Origin of the sequence: Solibacillus sp. FSL R7-0668 (assembly GCF_038006205.1) — a bacterium.
Taxonomy (GTDB): Bacteria; Bacillota; Bacilli; order Bacillales_A; family Planococcaceae; genus Solibacillus.
In genome coordinates, this window is record NZ_JBBOUU010000001.1 from 1,609,566 (window position 1) to 1,630,864 (window position 21,299).

At 39.0% G+C, this 21,299-nt stretch carries 16 protein-coding genes and 1 CRISPR repeat array; of the genes, 9 read left to right on the top strand and 7 right to left on the bottom strand.

What is annotated here, in order from left to right:
- Window positions 1-14 precede the first annotated feature (14 nt).
- From cas5c to cas2, 6 genes are read left to right on the top strand one after another with little or no spacing between them, the layout of a single operon-like run.
- Window positions 15-731 (top strand): type I-C CRISPR-associated protein Cas5c, encoded by a 717-nt coding sequence (gene cas5c, locus MKX47_RS07770; protein ID WP_340777754.1) that lies wholly within the window; start codon window positions 15-17, stop codon window positions 729-731.
- Window positions 728-2,644 (top strand): type I-C CRISPR-associated protein Cas8c/Csd1, encoded by a 1,917-nt coding sequence (gene cas8c / locus MKX47_RS07775; RefSeq protein ID WP_340772691.1) that lies wholly within the window; start codon window positions 728-730, stop codon window positions 2,642-2,644. Before cas5c ends, cas8c begins: the two co-directional genes overlap by 4 nt.
- Window positions 2,641-3,465: a type I-C CRISPR-associated protein Cas7/Csd2 gene (gene cas7c / locus MKX47_RS07780; RefSeq protein ID WP_340772693.1), complete on the top strand. Its 825-nt coding sequence runs from the start codon at window positions 2,641-2,643 to the stop codon at window positions 3,463-3,465. Before cas8c ends, cas7c begins: the two co-directional genes overlap by 4 nt.
- A complete protein-coding gene (gene cas4 / locus MKX47_RS07785) occupies window positions 3,452-4,105 on the top strand; it encodes a CRISPR-associated protein Cas4 (protein WP_340772696.1) in 654 nt (217 codons plus the stop codon). Before cas7c ends, cas4 begins: the two co-directional genes overlap by 14 nt.
- A complete protein-coding gene (gene cas1c / locus MKX47_RS07790) occupies window positions 4,105-5,136 on the top strand; it encodes a type I-C CRISPR-associated endonuclease Cas1c (RefSeq protein ID WP_340772698.1) in 1,032 nt (343 codons plus the stop codon). Before cas4 ends, cas1c begins: the two co-directional genes overlap by 1 nt.
- A 9-nt stretch (window positions 5,137-5,145) precedes the next feature.
- A complete protein-coding gene (gene cas2, locus MKX47_RS07795) occupies window positions 5,146-5,436 on the top strand; it encodes a CRISPR-associated endonuclease Cas2 (RefSeq protein ID WP_340772700.1) in 291 nt (96 codons plus the stop codon).
- 160 nt (window positions 5,437-5,596) lie between these two features.
- Window positions 5,597-10,479: a CRISPR direct-repeat array (repeat unit 33 nt; unit sequence GTCTCTCCCAACATAGGGAGAGTGGATTGAAAT).
- Window positions 10,480-11,038: 559 nt separating this feature from the next.
- On the opposite strand, the gene MKX47_RS07800 is transcribed toward cas2, so the two are convergent.
- The 5 genes from MKX47_RS07800 to MKX47_RS07820 form a co-directional block, all read right to left on the bottom strand.
- Window positions 11,039-11,473 (bottom strand): hypothetical protein, encoded by a 435-nt coding sequence (locus MKX47_RS07800; protein WP_340772702.1) that lies wholly within the window; start codon window positions 11,471-11,473, stop codon window positions 11,039-11,041.
- Window positions 11,474-11,904: 431 nt separating this feature from the next.
- Window positions 11,905-12,168 (bottom strand): 2TM domain-containing protein, encoded by a 264-nt coding sequence (locus tag MKX47_RS07805; RefSeq protein WP_340772705.1) that lies wholly within the window; start codon window positions 12,166-12,168, stop codon window positions 11,905-11,907.
- Window positions 12,169-12,212: 44 nt separating this feature from the next.
- Window positions 12,213-12,638, bottom strand: a complete 426-nt coding sequence (locus tag MKX47_RS07810; RefSeq protein WP_340772707.1) for a DUF3021 domain-containing protein — start codon at window positions 12,636-12,638, stop codon at window positions 12,213-12,215.
- Between the two features lies 1 nt (window position 12,639).
- A complete protein-coding gene (locus MKX47_RS07815; RefSeq protein WP_340772710.1) occupies window positions 12,640-13,092 on the bottom strand; it encodes a LytTR family DNA-binding domain-containing protein in 453 nt (150 codons plus the stop codon).
- 181 nt (window positions 13,093-13,273) lie between these two features.
- Window positions 13,274-13,861, bottom strand: a complete 588-nt coding sequence (locus MKX47_RS07820; RefSeq protein ID WP_340772712.1) for a hypothetical protein — start codon at window positions 13,859-13,861, stop codon at window positions 13,274-13,276.
- A gap of 142 nt (window positions 13,862-14,003) precedes the next feature.
- Here MKX47_RS07820 and MKX47_RS07825 point away from each other — a divergent pair, with 142 nt between their 5' ends.
- Together MKX47_RS07825 and MKX47_RS07830 are read left to right on the top strand one after the other, a co-directional pair.
- Window positions 14,004-14,771, top strand: a complete 768-nt coding sequence (locus tag MKX47_RS07825) for a hypothetical protein (RefSeq protein WP_340772715.1) — start codon at window positions 14,004-14,006, stop codon at window positions 14,769-14,771.
- 567 nt (window positions 14,772-15,338) lie between these two features.
- Window positions 15,339-17,765: a heavy metal translocating P-type ATPase gene (locus tag MKX47_RS07830; RefSeq protein WP_340772718.1), complete on the top strand. Its 2,427-nt coding sequence runs from the start codon at window positions 15,339-15,341 to the stop codon at window positions 17,763-17,765.
- 113 nt (window positions 17,766-17,878) lie between these two features.
- On the opposite strand, the gene MKX47_RS07835 is transcribed toward MKX47_RS07830, so the two are convergent.
- Window positions 17,879-18,553: a Dph6-related ATP pyrophosphatase gene (locus tag MKX47_RS07835; RefSeq protein ID WP_340772720.1), complete on the bottom strand. Its 675-nt coding sequence runs from the start codon at window positions 18,551-18,553 to the stop codon at window positions 17,879-17,881.
- Between the two features lie 156 nt (window positions 18,554-18,709).
- Window positions 18,710-19,354 (bottom strand): 2OG-Fe(II) oxygenase, encoded by a 645-nt coding sequence (locus MKX47_RS07840; RefSeq protein ID WP_340772722.1) that lies wholly within the window; start codon window positions 19,352-19,354, stop codon window positions 18,710-18,712.
- 293 nt (window positions 19,355-19,647) lie between these two features.
- Between MKX47_RS07840 and MKX47_RS07845 the strand changes: the two genes are divergently transcribed.
- Window positions 19,648-21,285, top strand: coding sequence for a YceG family protein (locus MKX47_RS07845; RefSeq protein WP_340772725.1), 1,638 nt, complete (start codon window positions 19,648-19,650; stop codon window positions 21,283-21,285).
- Window positions 21,286-21,299: the final 14 nt, after the last annotated feature.

Here is a 21,299-nt window from a genome sequence, read left to right on the forward strand (position 1 = left end):
GAAACATGACGAAAATTCGTAATCAAATTGAATTTGAAGTAAGTGGAGACTATGCATTATTTACAGATCCCTTAATGAAGCTTGGTGGGGAAAAAATGACAATGCAAATCCCGTCATATCAAGCTTTGAAGGGGATTACTGAGTCGGTGTATTGGAAGCCAAGTCTGATCTGGATTATTGATGAGGTACGTGTCATGAAGCCAATTCGGATGGAATCAAAGGGTGTGCGTCCAATTAATATGTCAGGTGGAAACACACTTGCCAATTATAGCTATTTACGTGATGTCAAATATCAGGTGCGAGCTCATTTTGAGTTTAATGAACATCGTGAAGATTTAAAGGGAGACTTTAATGAACATAAACACCACAACATCGCCAAGCGCTGTGTGCAAGCAGGTGGGCGACGAGATGTGTTCCTTGGCACACGTGAATGTCAGGCCTATGTGGAGCCGTGTGAATTTGGTAGTGGTGAAGGCTTTTATGATGCGATTGATGAAATGCACTTTGGTGTAATGCTACATGGCATGAACTATCCAGATGAAACGGGGGCTAATGAGCTTGCAACAAGACTATGGCAACCTGTAATGAAATTTGGCGTAGTTGAATTTATTCGTCCCGAAGCTTGTACACTCATTCGTCCAATTAAGCAAATGGAGCCAAAATCATTTGTGTTAAAGCAATCCATGCAACCGGTTGATGATTTAGCGAAAGAATTGGAGGTGGAAGGATGAGCTATTTAAAAGCCTTACATGAAACATACGAGCAAAATTTAGACAAAGTTGGTATAGCTTCTGAAAAAACATTGCGTAATGGTGAAAAAGCTTCGTACATGCTGTTACCTATGTCACATACAACTCAAACTGCTCATATTGAAATCATTGTCGATTTACAGGGCAATTTATATGATGCAAAGGTTGTCCAAAAAGAAAATACCGTTTTACCTTTTACAGAAGGTTCAGGTAGTCGTTCTGGCCAAAATTATGTGCCGCACGTCTTGCATGACAAGTTAATGTTTGTGGCAAAGGATTATGCGCAGTATGTATCAGTGGATGAAAAGAAACGAGTCGCACATGATGCGTATGTACAGCAATTAGCGGGGTGGTGTGCATCTGAATATAGTCATCCATACATTGAAGCAATTTATCAATATGTAAAAAAAGGGACAGTGATTACAGATTTAATCGCAAAAGGAATATTGCATATTGGTGAGGATGGACAACTTTTAAAAAAATGGACGGGAGATATAAACGAACGTCCTGAAATATTTGCTGTTATTGCAAATGAACAGGAAGCTGCATTGGTCCGTTTTAACGTTCATATTCCAGGGGAGACTGTTGTACCAATATGGCAAAATGCTCAAATTTTCGATGCCTATAGCAGTTATTATAATACGCAGTTGAAGGATGTTGACCTTTGTTATGTAACGGGTCAATTGTTACCTCGTTCAGAGCGCCATCCGAATAAACTTCGCAACTCAGGTGATAAGGCAAAGTTGATTTCTGCAAATGATGCGACAGGCTTTACATTCCGCGGTCGCTTTCAATCAAGCTTACAAGCCGCAAATGTTAGCTACGAGGCATCGCAAAAAGCACATAATGCCTTAAAGTGGCTGATTGAACGTCAGGGAACAACGATTGATGGACGTGTCTTTTTAGTGTGGGGTGCTAAAAACTTAGATATTCCGGCAGCGCATGAGGATTTATCTAGTTTAGAGCTTAGCTGGGATAATTTTAATTTTGAACAGGCGCATGAACAGCTAGAAACGAAGAAAGTAGATTTAAAGGAAAACTTGGCATTACAGAAAAAGGCGTTGTTAGCAGGTTTATCAAAGCATATTCGTTATGAAGAACTACCAAACGAAAAAATCTATATTTTAAATGTAGATGCGGCAACACCGGGACGACTAGCGATTTTATATTTCCGCTCTTATGATAGTAAGCTCTACTTCGATCAGTTATCCGACTGGCATGTAAAAACGAGCTGGCGTCAAACGCGTGGGAAGGACAAGGTGTTTTATGGTGCACCTTCATTTTATTCCATTGCTCATGCGGCATATGGCCCACGTCCAAGTGACAAAGTCGTGAAGGGTGTCATGGAACGTATGTTACCATGTGTGCTTGATCAGCGGAAAATCCCGTTAGATATTATTAAAAGTGCGGTTATGCGCGCTTCGAACCCACAATTTTTTGGTGAGACCTGGGAATGGGAGCAAACACTGTCAGTTGCGTGTGCGTTAGTCCGTAATTTATATGAACAGGAGGAGTTTACAGTGGCATTAGATGTAAATTGTAAGGACCGCGATTATTTATTTGGTCGTATGTTAGCGGTAGCAGATGTGCTAGAGTATAGATCTCTAAAAAAAGATGAGAAAAGAACAACGAATGCAGTGCGCTATATGAGTGCATTCCAAAGTAATCCTGAGCGCACATGGTCTACAATTCAAAAAGCCATTTTACCGTATCAAATGAGCTTAGGAGAGAAGGGAAATTTTTATCGCCGATTAATTGATGAAATTGGTTCTGCAATTTCTATTGAAGATTTTAACAATCAAGCACTTAGTGGGAAGTATTTACTAGGCTACTATAGCCAACGTCAAGATTTATATACAAAAAAAGAGATTAAGGAAGGGGAACAACAATCATGAGTTCATTAGATCATAAAATTGATTTTGCTGTTGTATTTTCTGTAACAAATGCTAATCCAAATGGAGATCCACTTAACGGGAATCGCCCACGTCAAAACTTTGATGGCTATGGTGAGGTTTCGGATGTCGCGATTAAACGAAAAATGCGTAATCGTCTGCAAGATTTGGGGGAAGCAATTTTTGTACAATCGGATGACCGTGCGAATGACGGTTTCAAATCATTAAATGAGCGTGCGGAATCAATTCCAGAGTTGGCGAAAATTAAAAAAGATAAAAAAGGGAATGCGGATACATATGCACTTGTTGCTTCTCAAACATGGTTTGATGTGCGCGCATTTGGACAAGTATTTGCATTTAAAGGGGATTCATTATCTGTAGGGGTACGTGGCCCAGTGTCTTTACATCCAGCAATTAGTATTGAACCAGTTGATATTACGAGCTTACAAATTACGAAATCCGTGAACTCAGTTACAGGTGACAAAAAAGGCTCGGACACGATGGGGATGAAGCACCGTGTAGACAAGGGGATTTACAAATTTGTTGGTAGCATCAATACACAGCTTGCCGAGAAAACAGGCTTTTCAAATGAAGATGCTGAGAAAATTAAAGAAGTACTAGTTTCATTATTTGAAAATGACGCGTCTTCTGCACGTCCTGAAGGCTCACTTGAGGTGTTAAAGGTAATTTGGTGGGAGCACAATTCGAAGCTGGGCCAATATTCTTCTGCTAAAGTGCACCGCTCGTTACAAGTTACAGCGGATGGCCAAGTTAACGTTTTACCATTAGAAGGGTTGAAAGTGGAAGAACTTGAAGGACGCTAATGAAGAGAATTATTTAATGTTGTCTGGTGTGCAGCATTTTCGCTTTTGTCAGAGGCAATGGGCGCTTATTCATATTGAGCAACAGTGGGAAGAAAATGTGAAAACGATTGAGGGGCAGTTTGTGCATCAAAAGGTGGACCTGCCCCTAATTCGCGAAAAGCGTCGAGACAAATTGATTGTGCGCGGGATGCCTGTAAAATCTCATGAGCTGCAAACAACTGGGATTTGTGATGTGGTGGAATTTATAGAAGATCCTAGTGGGATTCCTATTATGAATGAATCCGGTACTTATCGTGTTGTGCCTGTAGAATATAAGCGTGGCAAGCCAAAACAAGGGGAAGAAGACGTGATGCAGCTCGTGGCACAAGCGATGTGCTTGGAGGAAATGCTTGTTTGTGATGTACCAGTTGGCTATTTTTTCTATGACGAAATTAAGCGTCGGGTAGAAGTGCCGATTACGGAAAGTTTGAAGAATGAGGTACGCGCGTTGTTTAAGCAAATGCATCAATATTTCGGACGGCAGCATACTCCTAAAGTCAAGATGGGAAAACATTGTAAAAGCTGTTCATTAGAAAATTTATGCATGCCCGTTTTGAATGAAAAGCACAATGTACGAGCCTATATGGAGGGGTATTTATAATGAGAAAATTATTGAACACCTTATACATTACAACACCCAATATCTATTTGACGCTAAAGGGCGAAACGGTTGTGGTCACAGCAGACGAACAGGAACTTGGTCGCATTCCGTTACATAATCTCGAAGGCATTTGTACATTTGGTTATGCCGGGGCAAGTCCGAAATTGATGCATGCCTGTGCGGAGAAAAATATTGCACTGACCTTTTTAGATGTGAGGGGCAAATTTTTGGCAAGGATTATTGGGGAAAGTAAAGGAAATGTGGTACTGCGAAAAACACAGTACCGCATTTCTGATAACGAGCAAGAAAGCGCTAAAATCGCTCGCAACTTTATTTTTGCTAAAATTGCCAATCAAAAATGGCTGTTGGAGCGTGCAACAAGGGAAAATCCGATGCGTATTGATGTGCCAGAGTTTAAACGAATTTCACTAAAATTGTCCGAGGATTTGCCAAAAATTTTGGATTGTGATGATTTAGAGCTATTGCGAGGGCTTGAAGGTCAGGCTGCGAATGCCTATTTTCAGTTATTTGATCAAATGATTTTACAGCAAAAGGAAGCATTTTACTTTAAAAACCGAAACCGTCGTCCACCAACCGATAATGTGAATGCACTACTAAGCTTTAGCTATACATTGCTCGCAAAGGATGTTTCCGCAGCACTAGAAGCAGTTGGCTTAGATGCATATGTCGGCTTTTTACACCGTGATCGACCAGGGCGTGCTTCTTTAGCTCTAGATGTAATGGAGGAATTACGTGCAGTCGTCGCAGATCGTTTTGTACTAAAGCTGATTAACAAAAAAATGGTGATGGCAAAGGACTTTGTACAAAAGGAAGATGGGGCAGTCATTTTAACAGATGAAGGTAGAAAGAAATATTTACAAGCCTGGCAGGAACGAAAACAAGAACCGCTAACACACCCATTTTTAAAGGAAAAAATCAATTGGGGACTAGTACCTCATGCACAGGCGATGCTACTTGCTCGCTTTTTGCGCGGTGATTTGGATCAATACCCCCCATTTTTATGGAAATGAGGTCTTTAGATGCTCGTATTAGTAACCTATGATGTGGTCACTCAAACCGCAGCAGGACGAAAACGATTAAGAAAAGTCGCCAAAATATGTGAAAACTTTGGTGTACGTGTGCAAAATTCAGTATTTGAATGTGTGGTAGATGCTACGCAATTTAAGCAACTAAAGCTACAGCTTCAGGACATTATCAATATTGATGAAGATAGTTTGCGCTTTTATCAGCTCGGCAACAACTACAAGTCGAAGGTTGAGCACATTGGCGCAAAGGAAAGTATTTCGGTTGATGAAGTGATGATTTTATAAGTGCGAACCCTAAGCAAACATAAAATCCCTAAGAGACCCGCACCGAAATTTTGACTGATTTAACGGGGTGTTGGGATCTATTTTGTGAGGATTGGTAGATGAATTAAAGGTTTACTAATAAATTTTTTTGAAGATGGATATTTTTTTGTCCATTTTCGCAGTCTCTCCCAACATAGGGAGAGTGGATTGAAATATAACAAATAGGTTAAAAGGGTTACTCGTTCGAGTCTCTCCCAACATAGGGAGAGTGGATTGAAATTGAAATGACGGGGATTAGACAAGCGGCAATTAGTGTCTCTCCCAACATAGGGAGAGTGGATTGAAATCTGCATCAGGTACAATCATCTGTATCAAATTACGTCTCTCCCAACATAGGGAGAGTGGATTGAAATTAAGTACAATTGACTATATGCAATGCAAGAATGTAGTCTCTCCCAACATAGGGAGAGTGGATTGAAATTCAATAAAAGAGTGATTTTAACTCGAAAATTAGTCTCTCCCAACATAGGGAGAGTGGATTGAAATGGATTTTACCCTGTTAATGAAGAAGTGGTTGAGCGTCTCTCCCAACATAGGGAGAGTGGATTGAAATTAATGTCGGTTAAAACTACACTAGAAATATTGGTGTCTCTCCCAACATAGGGAGAGTGGATTGAAATTTGCAACAAATAAACCAGTACCAGATTTAGAGGGTCTCTCCCAACATAGGGAGAGTGGATTGAAATATTTGAAGGCTCTTGCTTTGCTTTTCTACGTGTGTCTCTCCCAACATAGGGAGAGTGGATTGAAATAATATTATCGTTATCCAAATAATCCTTGTAAACGTCTCTCCCAACATAGGGAGAGTGGATTGAAATAAGCGGAAATTCATCGCCAACACGAAAGACTTTTGTCTCTCCCAACATAGGGAGAGTGGATTGAAATCAATTGAATGGATTGAATTTTTGCAGCCATCCGTCTCTCCCAACATAGGGAGAGTGGATTGAAATGGAATGGCATTAATGAGTAGCGCTCTTTCAAATGTCTCTCCCAACATAGGGAGAGTGGATTGAAATAAAAGAAATAATTGCTTCATCAAGTAAAACTTTGTCTCTCCCAACATAGGGAGAGTGGATTGAAATCTTTTCAAGGGTTTCACTAACAGTACTAGGTGCGTCTCTCCCAACATAGGGAGAGTGGATTGAAATTGTTTTTACATCCATCTTGACGCCAATATTGCTGTCTCTCCCAACATAGGGAGAGTGGATTGAAATAAAAGAAATAATTGCTTCATCAAGTAAAACTTTAGTCTCTCCCAACATAGGGAGAGTGGATTGAAATACGTAAAACAGCAAGTTCATAGTTGTAAATGAAGTCTCTCCCAACATAGGGAGAGTGGATTGAAATATCAATTGGCATCTGATTTTGTATTAATTGATAGTCTCTCCCAACATAGGGAGAGTGGATTGAAATTTTACTTGGTACTGAATACCCTCATTGGTTAACCGTCTCTCCCAACATAGGGAGAGTGGATTGAAATCACTACGACCATTTCAAGAAAGTAATGGAGCAACGTCTCTCCCAACATAGGGAGAGTGGATTGAAATACATTAGCGAATTGGTGCCAGTTATATTTTCGGACGTCTCTCCCAACATAGGGAGAGTGGATTGAAATAGCAATTGCCGCGCGATTAAATTGATAATCAGAGTCTCTCCCAACATAGGGAGAGTGGATTGAAATTGCTTTTACTACTCCTACTAGGTCTGCGTACGCAGTCTCTCCCAACATAGGGAGAGTGGATTGAAATAGTTTTCAATGTACAAACTTGCATACTACAACTTGTCTCTCCCAACATAGGGAGAGTGGATTGAAATATTTGTTAGATTACACATCTTGCCACCCCTTTGAGTCTCTCCCAACATAGGGAGAGTGGATTGAAATTTTACTTGGTACTGAATACCCTCATTGGTTAACCTGTCTCTCCCAACATAGGGAGAGTGGATTGAAATTCCAAATATCATCTTATTTGGAAACCTTGAAGCGTCTCTCCCAACATAGGGAGAGTGGATTGAAATAAGCCGGATTAGGTACAACGAAAGCCGAAGCGGAGGTCTCTCCCAACATAGGGAGAGTGGATTGAAATTTGTTTTCCTAGTGATAATAATCCCGGGTATGAAGTCTCTCCCAACATAGGGAGAGTGGATTGAAATTCGACATGTAAGCTCAGGTATTGTTGATTCAATGTCTCTCCCAACATAGGGAGAGTGGATTGAAATGCGAAAATCCCAGACGAATTCCGAGTGGACGTGCGTCTCTCCCAACATAGGGAGAGTGGATTGAAATTTTTTCGTGTAACTATCTGGCACACGATCCGTCGTCTCTCCCAACATAGGGAGAGTGGATTGAAATTGCCTGTGGGTGGAGATAAAGTTGCTTACAAAAAGTCTCTCCCAACATAGGGAGAGTGGATTGAAATAAAATCGTATTACAGATGCAGCTCCATTAAATCGTCTCTCCCAACATAGGGAGAGTGGATTGAAATTTTGTGAGTGATTTAATCGGGAATACTAACAACTGTCTCTCCCAACATAGGGAGAGTGGATTGAAATGTGTAGTGTTTGATTTGCTGTTGGTGAAGTAACTGTCTCTCCCAACATAGGGAGAGTGGATTGAAATTGTATCAGAAAAAGCATTTAAGGTAATAATATCGTCTCTCCCAACATAGGGAGAGTGGATTGAAATCTAACAAAACTAGCGGAACTAATTAAAGAATTCGTCTCTCCCAACATAGGGAGAGTGGATTGAAATTAGCGATTATTTATTAGGTAACTCTAATAATCCGTCTCTCCCAACATAGGGAGAGTGGATTGAAATAACATATGATTAATCGATTCGGACATACAGATATGTCTCTCCCAACATAGGGAGAGTGGATTGAAATTCAAAAATTCCTAAGGATATTTAGTACAATTTAGTCTCTCCCAACATAGGGAGAGTGGATTGAAATTTTCCACGCAAAAATCTGACGTAGTGGCATTTTGGTCTCTCCCAACATAGGGAGAGTGGATTGAAATCGCAAAATGGCGAATTAAAACATGACGACCCAATCGTCTCTCCCAACATAGGGAGAGTGGATTGAAATTGCGGAGGCTCGATTAGCTAAGGCTCGAGATAAGTCTCTCCCAACATAGGGAGAGTGGATTGAAATTCCGCTTTACATACGAGAATTAATTCGCTACGGTCTCTCCCAACATAGGGAGAGTGGATTGAAATCGCTTGTTGACGATGAAACGTTCAATAAAATCGAGTCTCTCCCAACATAGGGAGAGTGGATTGAAATTGATATGGTCGATGGAAATGCCGAAATTCGAAGTCTCTCCCAACATAGGGAGAGTGGATTGAAATTTACTAGAATCGGAGGACGCTTACGAGAAATTCGTCTCTCCCAACATAGGGAGAGTGGATTGAAATCGTGAGGGTAGGCGAGTTTTGACGTTTATCAGGTCTCTCCCAACATAGGGAGAGTGGATTGAAATCGATGGAGAAATTGTTATCTCTTCGTTATTATCGTCTCTCCCAACATAGGGAGAGTGGATTGAAATCGTGAGCGTATGGTAGTAGGAGAAAAAGAGCGCCAAGTCTCTCCCAACATAGGGAGAGTGGATTGAAATCCTTTTCCAAGGCGATTGGAAAGGTGTCTGGGGTCTCTCCCAACATAGGGAGAGTGGATTGAAATAAGGGACCACCAGATAAGGTCACAATCAAGGCTGTCTCTCCCAACATAGGGAGAGTGGATTGAAATTGGAAGAACTTAGACATGTTCAAAGAGATGGGCGTCTCTCCCAACATAGGGAGAGTGGATTGAAATCAGAATAAAATCAATCGGATCGCTACGAATATTCGTCTCTCCCAACATAGGGAGAGTGGATTGAAATCTCCAGTTAACGATATTGCTCCAATCGCAGAATTGTGTCTCTCCCAACATAGGGAGAGTGGATTGAAATACAAAGTAATATGAGTAATATTTTTAGCGATGAAGTCTCTCCCAACATAGGGAGAGTGGATTGAAATAATACATTTACAAATTAAATCCGCACATTTTTCAGTCTCTCCCAACATAGGGAGAGTGGATTGAAATATAAGTCTGGACAACCTCATTATCATATCCTGTGTCTCTCCCAACATAGGGAGAGTGGATTGAAATTTTATGAAAATGACAGTTAATGAAATGTTTGAGTCTCTCCCAACATAGGGAGAGTGGATTGAAATGAGGAAGAAAAGCAGACGTTAGCTGCGCAATTGTCTCTCCCAACATAGGGAGAGTGGATTGAAATTAAAATTGAATCAAAATATACCATTTCAGTATGTCTCTCCCAACATAGGGAGAGTGGATTGAAATTGTTACACCACCAGCGCCAAAACCTATACATCCGTCTCTCCCAACATAGGGAGAGTGGATTGAAATGTGGTATACCTTCCCGAATGAGCCGGAAAGGGTTGTCTCTCCCAACATAGGGAGAGTGGATTGAAATATATCATACAGGTTATCAAAATACTGCATAAGACGTCTCTCCCAACACAGGGAGAGTGGATTGAAATATTGCGTGTGCGTTTAACATCTTACGCATTTCAGTCTCTCCCAACACAGGGAGAGTGGATTGAAATAAACGTGGGTAACACTGTATTACTACAATGATGTCTCTCCCAACACAGGGAGAGTGGATTGAAATACTGACAATGTGACTGTTGAAGAAATTCAAGTAGTCTCTCCCAACACAGGGAGAGTGGATTGAAATTAAACAATCACCAGTGGATTCAGATAGAATTACGTCTCTCCCAACACAGGGAGAGTGGATTGAAATCTTGTAGATGTCATACGGGCTAAATAGGATTATGGTCTCTCCCAACACAGGGAGAGTGGATTGAAATATCTGGAGATACAAGAAGAAGTAAGCACAGAATAGTCTCTCCCAACACAGGGAGAGTGGATTGAAATCCGAAATTACTGCTACTAAAGTACAGTAGTTCTCGTCTCTCCCAACACAGGGAGAGTGGATTGAAATTACTAAACGTAGTAGCTTGCATAATATCTTTAATGGTCTCTCCCAACACAGGGAGAGTAGAGCGGGAGTAAATAATTGAGGTTGAATTATTGGTCATGCAAAAAGGGCTCAACGAAATGATGGTTATCATTACATCAAATCTAAATCTATATAAATTGACTTTAACATTCTAACCCTGTTAAACGATAAATTTCACAAGATAGATTATTTGCAGAGCTTTGCTGTTACATCAATGTTAGATTCATATTCCAATATGTAAATATCTTTAAGTTCACTAAAAAAAAGGCTATCGCATTGTAAAAGTGTTACCAGATGCGGTTTACTAAGCAAGGGAAGTAGGGCCTTTAATACCGAGGTAGGTTGAAATTCATTTACAAAATGAGCTAGGGCTAGTGAGGATATTCGGTAACCATATATATTTACACAAAATTAGTAAAAAGCCTTGAATATGACTGAGGGAACTATGTCTCTCAATTATTATCAAGGCTATACTTATGAAGAAGTGGAGATAGTGATTTGTAAAATAGTAACTCTTCTGTAACTTATTTACGTTCTTAGGTTATTGCTTTCTTAATTTAAACATTACACGCTCATTTTCTGTTATTTTGTGCGTGTTAAATAGAAGATGTTCCTTTATATCTTCCATTTCAATTTTCAATTCGGTATGGTATTCAGACAGTCTCACAGTGTGATCTAAAATAACATGTTGCTTTGTTTCAATTCGGGAAGTTAATCCTTTTATTTCTTTAATGTCGTGTTCTATAGGATCAATCCGAGTAGTTAACTCTTTCTGCCCAACCTCAATCTTATGAACTTGAGAAACCAGAGCGTTTTGTCCACCATCGAGCTTATTAAATTTAGCAACTAATTCTTGTTGGCCGTTTTCTAACTGACTAACTTGAGCTACTAATTTCTTCTGTCCACTATCAAAACTGGTGACAGTATCCGTTAGCTTTTGCATTTGGTCTAAAATTTGGTTTAGTAATTTTTCCATTTCACCTATCCTTCCTTGGTTATTATAAAATTATGTTATTGTATTATGTCATTTTCCAAAAAATCTAACTGTTAACTTTGGTTGGTAGAATCATGCCGTTTTTTATATGAAGTTCTCATTAATTTTTACTTAATTATACACCAAAATGAGCAGGGAGGAGTTGTAAAAAAACCCCATGCTTTTCTCAAGCGAGCGATAATTTCACTAATTTGGACTGCCATTAAATTAGTAAAACCGAGCAGCAATTGTGTATTTGAATAATCATGATATAGATGCAAAATACTTGTTGGGTACTCTTTCCTCATTCGTCACTACGCATAAATTCAGCCGTACTTCCAATAGGTTGATACATTTGTTGGTAGGGCTGTAAATACAAAAAACAGGTAAGCTTAGCGTAAAGTTAACACCAGCTTACCTGTTTTTTTCAGTTTTTATTTCCTCATATACTTCTCAATTTGCTTTTCTTCCCAGTCTTTTCCTAGGATTAGACCTTTACTGAAAACGGATAAGCCATGAGCAACAATGCCAATTCCCCAGCCTAATAGGGGATAGATAAACCATTTGTAGTCAGATGAGAAAACGAGATTAATGCCAATTAAGCCGATGTTGACGGTTACATAAACAATAAGGTGAATGTAAAAATTTTCTAATGCCTGAACATACTTTGTTGCTTTTTTGTATTGTAAATTGCTCAAATAAATGCCCCCTTATAATAATGATGCGGAGAATTTATCACCGGTTACTCCGTTTCACCTCGTCGTTTTTTAATCGATTTGTTTAAATTCTTAATATCCCTTTTTAATAAAATTTGAATTAACCACCAAGTAAAGCAGTAAATAATAATTAATAAAATGAAGACAATGACGATGGTCGAAAAATCGGTTATGTCGTACCAATTGCCAAAGTATCCTGCGGTAAACACACATACAAGAATTCCGAAAAAATGTAGCAGTAGCTGACCGATAAACGGGATTCTTTCTACCTCAAAAATAAATGAAAGGAAACTGATTGCTATTCCTAAAAGAATGGCAATGAAGACTTGTTCCAATAAATCCTTTCCCGTCATCACGTCATTGGGTGATGCGTAAATCATGGATGACATGATGATGTATGAGCAACTCAAAGAAATGAGCACGCAAATTAACAACAGTTGTAAAAATCGCATCCTAACGCTCCTTTCCAATCCCTAATTTTGACTTTAGTTCTTTTATGTATTTTCGGCTAATATGTATGGACACACCATTTTCTAAAAGTGCTTGCGTAGAGCTCAGTGTTGCTAATTGAATGGATGTAATTTTATTCAGATTGATGAGCGTGGATTTATTAACGCGAACAAAATCTTTTGCGAGCTGTGCCTCTAGTTCATATAGCTTTTTCTTCGCTTCAAACTCTTGCTCCTCCGTTTGCAAATAGACTTTAGGCCCCTCTGCATAGATAGAATAAATTTCGTCAACCTTGAGCATATGGATATCCTGATTGAAATAACCGTTAATCATGGTTGGGGATTGAGTCGCTTGTAATTGCTTCATCAATTGTTCAATCTGCTCATTATATTCTTTTGCATGAATATGAATTTCCGTTGTTTCAATTTCATTATTGATGACTAAATGAATTTTCATGTAATTATTTCCTCCATGCGATTACTTTAACACGATTATTTCTCAAAATTCCTATTGTAAAATAAGGGGTTAAAAAGATAGGATAAGCGGCTTTTATTTGATTATATGTGGGGGAATTTTAGTAGGGATTGCGCTGTTATTTTTAGTCTCTAAAATAACAGCTTACCTGGTGATCATTATTTTACTTTGCTAATTTGGGCTGCCAATGGAATGGAACCGTTGTCGGATGCGTCGTTGTCCAAAGTAAAAAATCCTCCACATTTTTAATGCCAAACTCTAATACGGCTTGATAAATGAAAATCGATGAGTAATCTTCCTGTCGCTCAATTAACGCTTCTTTAATATCCAAGATAATTTCTCTCGTTTCGGACGTTAAATGGGCTTTCATAAAGGGGACTAAATCCCTTGAAAGTGCACCGTTCCTCTTATTTGAAAATAGCCACATATCAATTGTCCATTCAGTTTCTTCTGCTTGATAAATGATTTTAAAATAATGTCCATCAAAATCTGATTTTGAATAGTCATGGTATTTTAACTCAAGTACATTTGGATTTGCTACGAGTATTACCAATTCCTGCATAATTTTTTGAGGATGTATTTCATCGCAAAATGTTTCTAGGTCAATATCTGGCGTAACGATTAAATCGTATGCTGTAGCGCCAACGATGTAACATTCCCCAATCGTGTTCCATTTTTCTATCAATTGTAGTTCGTTAAGTATTTTCTCTGCCTGTTGTTTTTTCTGAAAAGCGCGATCTAAGCTAGTCATCCTCATTCCTTCTTTCTATTTTAGGTGACATTACAGAATACTATAATTTGGATAAATGAACAACTGCTTTTTGTGATTTACTTCACGCGTTAAATAGATTGTTTTGGGTAATTATGGTACATTTATTTCGAGGTGGAAATAAATGTTTAAACAACTATTTGCATTTGAAGGTATAGAAGAATATGAGCGTAATATAGAAGAAATCCAGTTATTAAGTAACAAATTAGATGATTACAAAAGCATATTAATCGATCAATTTGATCTTCAGGAGCTACCTAAAGCGATTGTCTGGACCTCTAGCGAAAATGCTACAATTGTTTTTTCACAAGTGCCCGTACCAGCGTATACGAATCGAGAAACCATTTTCATGTGTCCAAGTGTCAAGGAATGGAGAAGTTTTCATCTTTCCCAATTAGAAAATGAAGAGCTTCTTGAAAATGAGGATATTCATGAGTTGATAAAGTATTTTCAATCAATGACAATCGATCATGTTTTTTGCATATTGGCGCATGAATTAACCCATCATATCGAACTATTTCCAGACGAGTTTGAGGATGAACGGATGGATAGCATTTGGTTTGAAGAGGGAATGTGTGAATATCTATCTCAAAAGCTGACGTTAACTAACGAGCAATTTGTTGAATTACAAGCAATAAATGAAAAAATGATCGAGCTATTTAAACCTAAATATGGGCAATTCCCATTAGATCAATTTGGTTCGGGTAGTTATAATCAGGAATCATTAGCAGCGATTATGCTGAATTATTGGCGTAGTGCAGCAGCCATTCACTATTTAGTAGAAGATTGTCATAAAGGGGATGTAATGGCGGTATTTAAACAATACAAGGAATGGCATGAACAGGGGAGACAGCAGTTGCTTACGGAATTTTTTGGCGTAAGTCACTTTTAGATAGAACATCGGACTGGACACTGTACAGTCCGATGTTCTTATAAGGGAGTAAATCGAATTGTCCAATCAGGAAACTTTCAGCCGGTGATTTCCTTCTCTTTTGATCTTCACTAAAACGATTCATATCCTTGTCATTGCTTTTTAAAATTAAATTAGTTACTAACTTAACGCACCGAGATATTATTGTCAACCACTTTTTGGATATTGTAAATGGAGCGTGCGGCGGAATTTACGTGCGGAACGTTACTTTCTTCCTATGCGCGGAAAAATGGGTTGCACTAGCAGCTACTGCTTTCGTCGCAAAACTTTGAAGCCATATCCCGATAGCATAGCAGATTATAGCAGATTAAATAAGATAAATGATGTTTATAATGAAAATCTAATTCATTCACCTTTACATACCGTGCGGGGGTATGTTAAAATAAGTTTAAGTTAATGATTGTGCTCAAGTCGAAGTATCATTTATGATGAAAATTTAAGAAAAAGTTAAACAATAAGAGTGCTGGTCAGGCGCTTTCTTATTTGTCGAAAATATACCCCATATAGGTATAGAGAGGTGGAAGTAACATGAGTACAGAAGCAAATAATTTAAAAGAAGTAAGCATTCAAATATCAGGCATGACTTGTGCAGCCTGCTCGACACGAATTGAAAAAGGTCTGAACAAAATGGACGGTGTTGAACAAGCAACTGTTAACTTAGCGCTTGAAAAATCAACAATCACATTCGATAAAGCCAAGTTAAGCGAGGTCGATTTTGAAAAGAAAATCGAAGCACTCGGCTATGGTGTCGTCAAGCAAAAATCAGAATTCGATATTACAGGTATGACGTGTGCAGCCTGCTCGACTCGCATTGAAAAGGGTTTAAACAAAATGCAGGGGATTTCGCAAGCTAATGTCAATTTGGCGCTTGAAAAGGCAACGATTGAGTTTAACCCTTCAGAGGTATCCATTGCCGATATTATTGCCAAGGTAGAAAAGCTTGGCTATGGTGCACACCAAAAGAAAGAAGATAAAGATCCGGTAGATTACCGTGAAAAGCACATCAAAAATCAGCAGCGTAAATTCATCATTTCAGCGATTTTATCATTACCGTTATTATGGACGATGGTTGCACACTTTTCGTTTACATCGTTTCTATATGTACCAGACATTCTAATGAATCCATGGGTACAAATGATTTTAGCAACACCCGTTCAATTTATTATCGGGAAGCAGTTCTATGTAGGGGCTTATAAGTCACTTCGAAATGGGTCAGCAAATATGGACGTACTTGTTGTAATGGGTACTTCAGCAGCTTATTTCTATAGTATTTATCAAGCAATTGGGACAGCAGGAACAAATCATAGTCCGCATCTTTATTTTGAAACAAGTGCGGTTTTAATTACACTCATTATTTTAGGGAAATATTTTGAAGCAAAAGCAAAAGGACGCTCATCTGAAGCCATTAAAAAATTAATGGGACTCCAAGCGAAAACAGCCATTGTACTTCGTGATGGCGTTGAAAAAGAACTCCCACTTGAAGAAGTCGTGATCGGTGACATGATTTTAGTGAAGCCAGGCGAGAAAATTCCAGTGGATGGTGAAGTTATCGAAGGAACATCAGCTGTTGACGAATCGATGCTAACAGGTGAAAGTTTACCGGTAGATAAAGCAAATGGTGACCTGTTATATGGCTCGACAATTAATAAAAATGGTTTTATTAAAATGAAAGCAACAAAGGTTGGGCGTGATACAGCCTTAGCCCAAATTATTAAAGTAGTAGAAGACGCGCAAGGTACAAAAGCGCCAATTCAACGTTTAGCAGATAAAATCTCGGGAGTATTCGTACCGATTGTTATTGGGATTGCTATTTTAACATTTATCGTTTGGTATATTTGGGTTGATCCGGGGAACTTTACTCAGGCGCTTGAAGTATTAATTGCGGTTTTAGTTATTGCATGTCCATGTGCGTTAGGGTTAGCGACACCGACATCCATTATGGCGGGCTCTGGTCGTGCAGCAGAATTTGGCATTCTCTTTAAAGGTGGAGAGCATTTAGAGCAAACACAAGCAATTGATACAGTTGTTGTGGACAAAACAGGTACGGTAACACATGGTAAACCAGTATTAACGGATGTCTATACGGCAAACGGACAGGATGAGGAGCAATTTTTATCATTAATTGGTGCGGCTGAAAAGCAATCCGAACACCCATTAGCAGAAGCGATTGTGCAAGGTATTCATGAAAAAGGCATTAAACTTGGCGACATTCAATTTTTCGAGGCCATTCCAGGTTATGGGGTACAGGCAACGATTTCTGGTCAAGGCGTCATTATCGGGACGCGCAAATTAATGCAGCAATATGGCATTGATATTGAAGCCATACTTCCAACGATGGAGCAATTAGAAAGCGATGGCAAAACAGCAATGCTTGCGGCGATTAATGGGCAATATGCTGGTTTAGTAGCAGTTGCAGATACAATTAAAGAGACATCAAAAGAAGCGATTGAGCGACTACAAAAAATGGGTATCCACGTCATTATGATGACTGGTGATAACCAACGAACAGCGCAAGCAATCGGTAAAGAAGTCAATGTTGATGCGGTAATCGCTGAGGTACTTCCAGAAGGTAAAGCAGAGGAAGTGAAAAAATTACAGCAGCAAGGGAAAAAGGTGGCGATGGTCGGAGATGGAATTAATGATGCACCGGCACTTGCAACAGCCAATATTGGAATGGCGATTGGAACAGGGACAGACGTTGCCATGGAGGCAGCAGATATTACACTCATTCGAGGCGATTTAAATAGTATTGCCGATGCCATTCTCATGAGCCGTAAAACAATGCGCAATATTAAGCAAAACTTATTCTGGGCATTTGCCTATAATGTGATCGGAATTCCGATTGCCGCAGCAGGATTCCTAGCTCCTTGGGTAGCAGGTGCAGCGATGGCATTTAGTTCGGTATCTGTTGTATTAAACGCATTAAGATTACAACGAGTGAAGCTTGAGAAATAAGTAGTAGCTTGTCACGTTATCAAAATAATAAAAGGGTCTACTCAAGAAATTATTCTGGGGTAGACCCTTTGTACTGTGGTTGGAAGCTAGCGCGTGGCTACTCGTCACCCAATTTAAATTTCCGTTTCCTCTTGTAGAAGGACCGGAGCAAATACATAATTGTCTTTTTCTATAGGGGAAGAAATTGTAATTGGAACACGCGAGGAGAAAATCGGGCCATCGACAACAATGGTGTGAAATTCCCCATTTTCGCCGCATGAATCAATGCCGTTTGCTTCGAGCTCCTCCATTAATTGTTTTGTTAATCGCTTTCCTACATATGAGGCTGGCATCATCGCTGTATTGACGACAATAATCCAAACCTCAAAGCCAACTTCTAACAGTTCTTCAACTACAGAACGGCGCGGCATATTCCATAGCGGATGAACGGCAACAATATCCGATTTGGCACAAGTGGTTTGCACCCAATTTAAGTGCTCCACCAAATCAATATCCCCGAATACCCCATGCGTAATCCCTTGTGCACGACAGGCATCCATTGCATCGATAAATTCAGTTTCGTAGGTGCTCCAGCTGGCAGGCTTGATCAAGAGCGGTACATCTAAACGCGCAATTTGTGCTTGAATGACGTTCAAAGGAATGGCATGTGACTTGGAAATTTCCGCTTCCTCTTCAAACATTGTTAGCACTTTTTTAGGAATCATTCCTATTGATAGTGCTTTATAATAAGCAAGTGCAGAATCTTTTCCGCCACTCCAAGAAGCAACGAAGGGAATATTTTTCATCATAGTGAATCTCCTTTATCTTATCTATATGGATTGTAACATAGGGATCGTTTTCTTTATTCGTATAGGGTATAAAAAAACGAGCGGTTCCATTGGATTGGACACAGCTCGTTTTCGTGATTGTGTTATTTAATCTAATCTAATGTTCGCCTCCTATACTTAGCGCACCTTCTGCTTTCTCATCCACTGTGTCGCTACCCATTTTTCGCCGGCAATAACAGGAGCACCACCGTGTAATGTTAGTTCGTTTAGATTTTGGTCTGTATAGAAATACTCAAAATATACCGCCATCCCCTTTTTTGGGGTTACGGATAAATTTAGTTTTGGAAAATAGGTTTCGCCACCTTGCTCGACGTCATTTAAATACATCACAAGTGTACTGATTCGATTATTGCTTGCTAATTTACTCGTTGATGAAAAGAAATCAAAATGAGCTTTATATTCTTGACCCGGCTCATATTGAAGGATTTGAAGACCTTCACCGTGTTCAATCGGAATATTCATAATCGTGGAGATGCGTTTTTCAATTGTAGCAATCAAGTCATTTTCACTATCTTCAAAAAACATGCCACTACTTGTTCGTTGATCATTCACTTCACGGGTAGCCCCAATTTTCGAACGATTCAATTTATCTTTAGACATGCGAATGAGTTCATCGCATTCGTCATCACTTAATACATTGTCTAATACCACAATCAATGGTTCTTCAAATCGCGTGACAACCGCAATCTCTCTATCTGTCATGATTTTATTTCCTACATGGTCAAAAATTGTTTGCTCTTTATTTTCTGGTACCAACTTCATAAATCACCTTATCCTTTTTTTGGAATTATCACATTAACATTTTATCATATATTTTTTTTATACCGCAATTATTTTTTATAATTCTTTTCGGAGTATTGTATAGAAGGTAAATATTAAAGTAACTACGAAAAGGAAACTTCAAAACGCCAATACAGGTAATTGGCAGTGTGGTTGATTTTTAGGTTAAGGCTACAAAATAAAATTTATTACGATAAATGAAACTAAACAGGACCTGAATCGTATATTATAATAGACTCAAAAAAGTTTGATGATTTGTAGACTGGAGTGAGGGAATGATGCGATTTAAGCCACATGATTTTATGGACAATACAAAAACATGGGAAGAAATCATTTCGACAAAATTACATACAAGACCAATTTTTTTAGAAACGAATGGGGAATTACAATATACACGTGTTGCAAAGCAAATTTTAGGAATTTACGATAGTGAGTATGATATGCAGGAGTATTTATATCGTCTAACTACTAAAGAAATTGGGTGGACGCTACTTTTTCATAATATGCCGAAAATAATTGATCCCCAAATGCGCACGGATATTGTTAATATTTTGCAAATGCACCGTGAAAGTCCGATTTCGATTAATCGTTTTATGGCGTTTTTTGCAGGGAAACAGTTACTGCCATTGATGAACACGCCATATCGAAATCATTTTGTGAATACGTTGCAAAGCTGGCTAGAATTTCTGCAAATTCGTTATCCGGGTCTTAAGAGTAATCAGCTACAGCGAATCTTTTTAGACTTTGTAAAATGGTCGAATCATTATTTTCCACAATGGCTGGAGCAAGCAAGTTTTGAGTCTGCGATGCCGCGCGTACTGTGGTATGGTCCGGCGAAGGAAAGTGAAGTGTATTTTTTATACTTCTTATACTTATTTGGCTGTGACCTTGTCGTATTTGAGCCGGATGGTGAAAATATTTTTGAGCCCTTTGGCATTACGGATATTTTAACAGAAGTGTTTGAGAATAAAGGAACGGTTTTCGATTTTCCATTTGATAAGCCAATGCGCGTGCAAACGATTACTTCGCGCGCATCAGAGCAAGTAAATGAGCATTTGTACAATCATTCAGCATTGAATTATCCGTGGAAATACGCAGAGCATGAAACGCGAACACGACTATTAAATACAACGTATGATGAATTATTCATTTTGTCGGATGCTCATTTGTATTTACGAGATGGTTTTGAAGAAGAGGAAGGCATTGTTTATTTACCCGTGCTATTTGCGAAAATAGAAGGGGTATCGCTGGATCAGGCGGATTATGCACGTAAAATCCGTAAGCTATATGAGCGAAAAATGACTTATGTGGCAACTTCTTTCCCGCTGCTTCCGCTACATAAAAGCAATATGCAGTTTCATATGCGCGATGCGAGCACGAATGGGAAATTAGATGTAGAAAAAATCATGCAATTATCAATATGGCCGTGCAAAAATATGCCAATTGGGGCACAGCGCAATATGGCCAATACAATGATTCGGTTAATTGAAGGCGACTATATTAAACCATTACCGCAGCAAACGAAAGCAGAGCAAGCACAATATTTATTTGGGCAACTGATGCTCATCCCTGAAGAATTGATTCGGCTGTATCAGCAATTTGACTATAGTTATTTGAACCCGATGATCTTTATTTTTAAAGAAGAAGGAAGCGGACAAATGCAACGTCAAGATGCCGTGCTGTTATTGTTTGCGAGCATGCTAGGGTTTGATGTTGTCATTTGTAGCCCAGGTGCTTCGCGTAGTATTGAGCACTATATTACCGAGCAGCTGCTTCATACACATCGTCTCGAAAAAATAAGCTTTGATGAAACACTGAACAAAACGCTAAACGCCCCTATAGTAAAAGAAGCAATAGAACGGAAACTAGACATAAAAACATTATTCGACCGTATTTCAAAAAAATTGAAGTAATGGAAATGATTATT

Bases quoted from the DNA above. Each gene is read 5' to 3' on its own strand.
- cas8c (WP_340772691.1), top strand. From the start codon at position 728: ATGAGCTATTTAAAAGCCTTACATGAAACATACGAGCAAAATTTAGAC.
- cas7c (WP_340772693.1), top strand. From the start codon at position 2,641: ATGAGTTCATTAGATCATAAAATTGATTTTGCTGTTGTATTTTCTGTA.
- cas1c (WP_340772698.1), top strand. From the start codon at position 4,105: ATGAGAAAATTATTGAACACCTTATACATTACAACACCCAATATCTAT.
- cas2 (WP_340772700.1), top strand. From the start codon at position 5,146: ATGCTCGTATTAGTAACCTATGATGTGGTCACTCAAACCGCAGCAGGA.
- MKX47_RS07800 (WP_340772702.1), bottom strand. From the start codon at position 11,473: ATGGAAAAATTACTAAACCAAATTTTAGACCAAATGCAAAAGCTAACG.
- MKX47_RS07810 (WP_340772707.1), bottom strand. From the start codon at position 12,638: ATGCGATTTTTACAACTGTTGTTAATTTGCGTGCTCATTTCTTTGAGT.
- MKX47_RS07815 (WP_340772710.1), bottom strand. From the start codon at position 13,092: ATGAAAATTCATTTAGTCATCAATAATGAAATTGAAACAACGGAAATT.
- MKX47_RS07820 (WP_340772712.1), bottom strand. From the start codon at position 13,861: ATGACTAGCTTAGATCGCGCTTTTCAGAAAAAACAACAGGCAGAGAAA.
- MKX47_RS07825 (WP_340772715.1), top strand. From the start codon at position 14,004: ATGTTTAAACAACTATTTGCATTTGAAGGTATAGAAGAATATGAGCGT.
- MKX47_RS07830 (WP_340772718.1), top strand. From the start codon at position 15,339: ATGAGTACAGAAGCAAATAATTTAAAAGAAGTAAGCATTCAAATATCA.
- MKX47_RS07835 (WP_340772720.1), bottom strand. From the start codon at position 18,553: ATGATGAAAAATATTCCCTTCGTTGCTTCTTGGAGTGGCGGAAAAGAT.
- MKX47_RS07840 (WP_340772722.1), bottom strand. From the start codon at position 19,354: ATGAAGTTGGTACCAGAAAATAAAGAGCAAACAATTTTTGACCATGTA.
- MKX47_RS07845 (WP_340772725.1), top strand. From the start codon at position 19,648: ATGATGCGATTTAAGCCACATGATTTTATGGACAATACAAAAACATGG.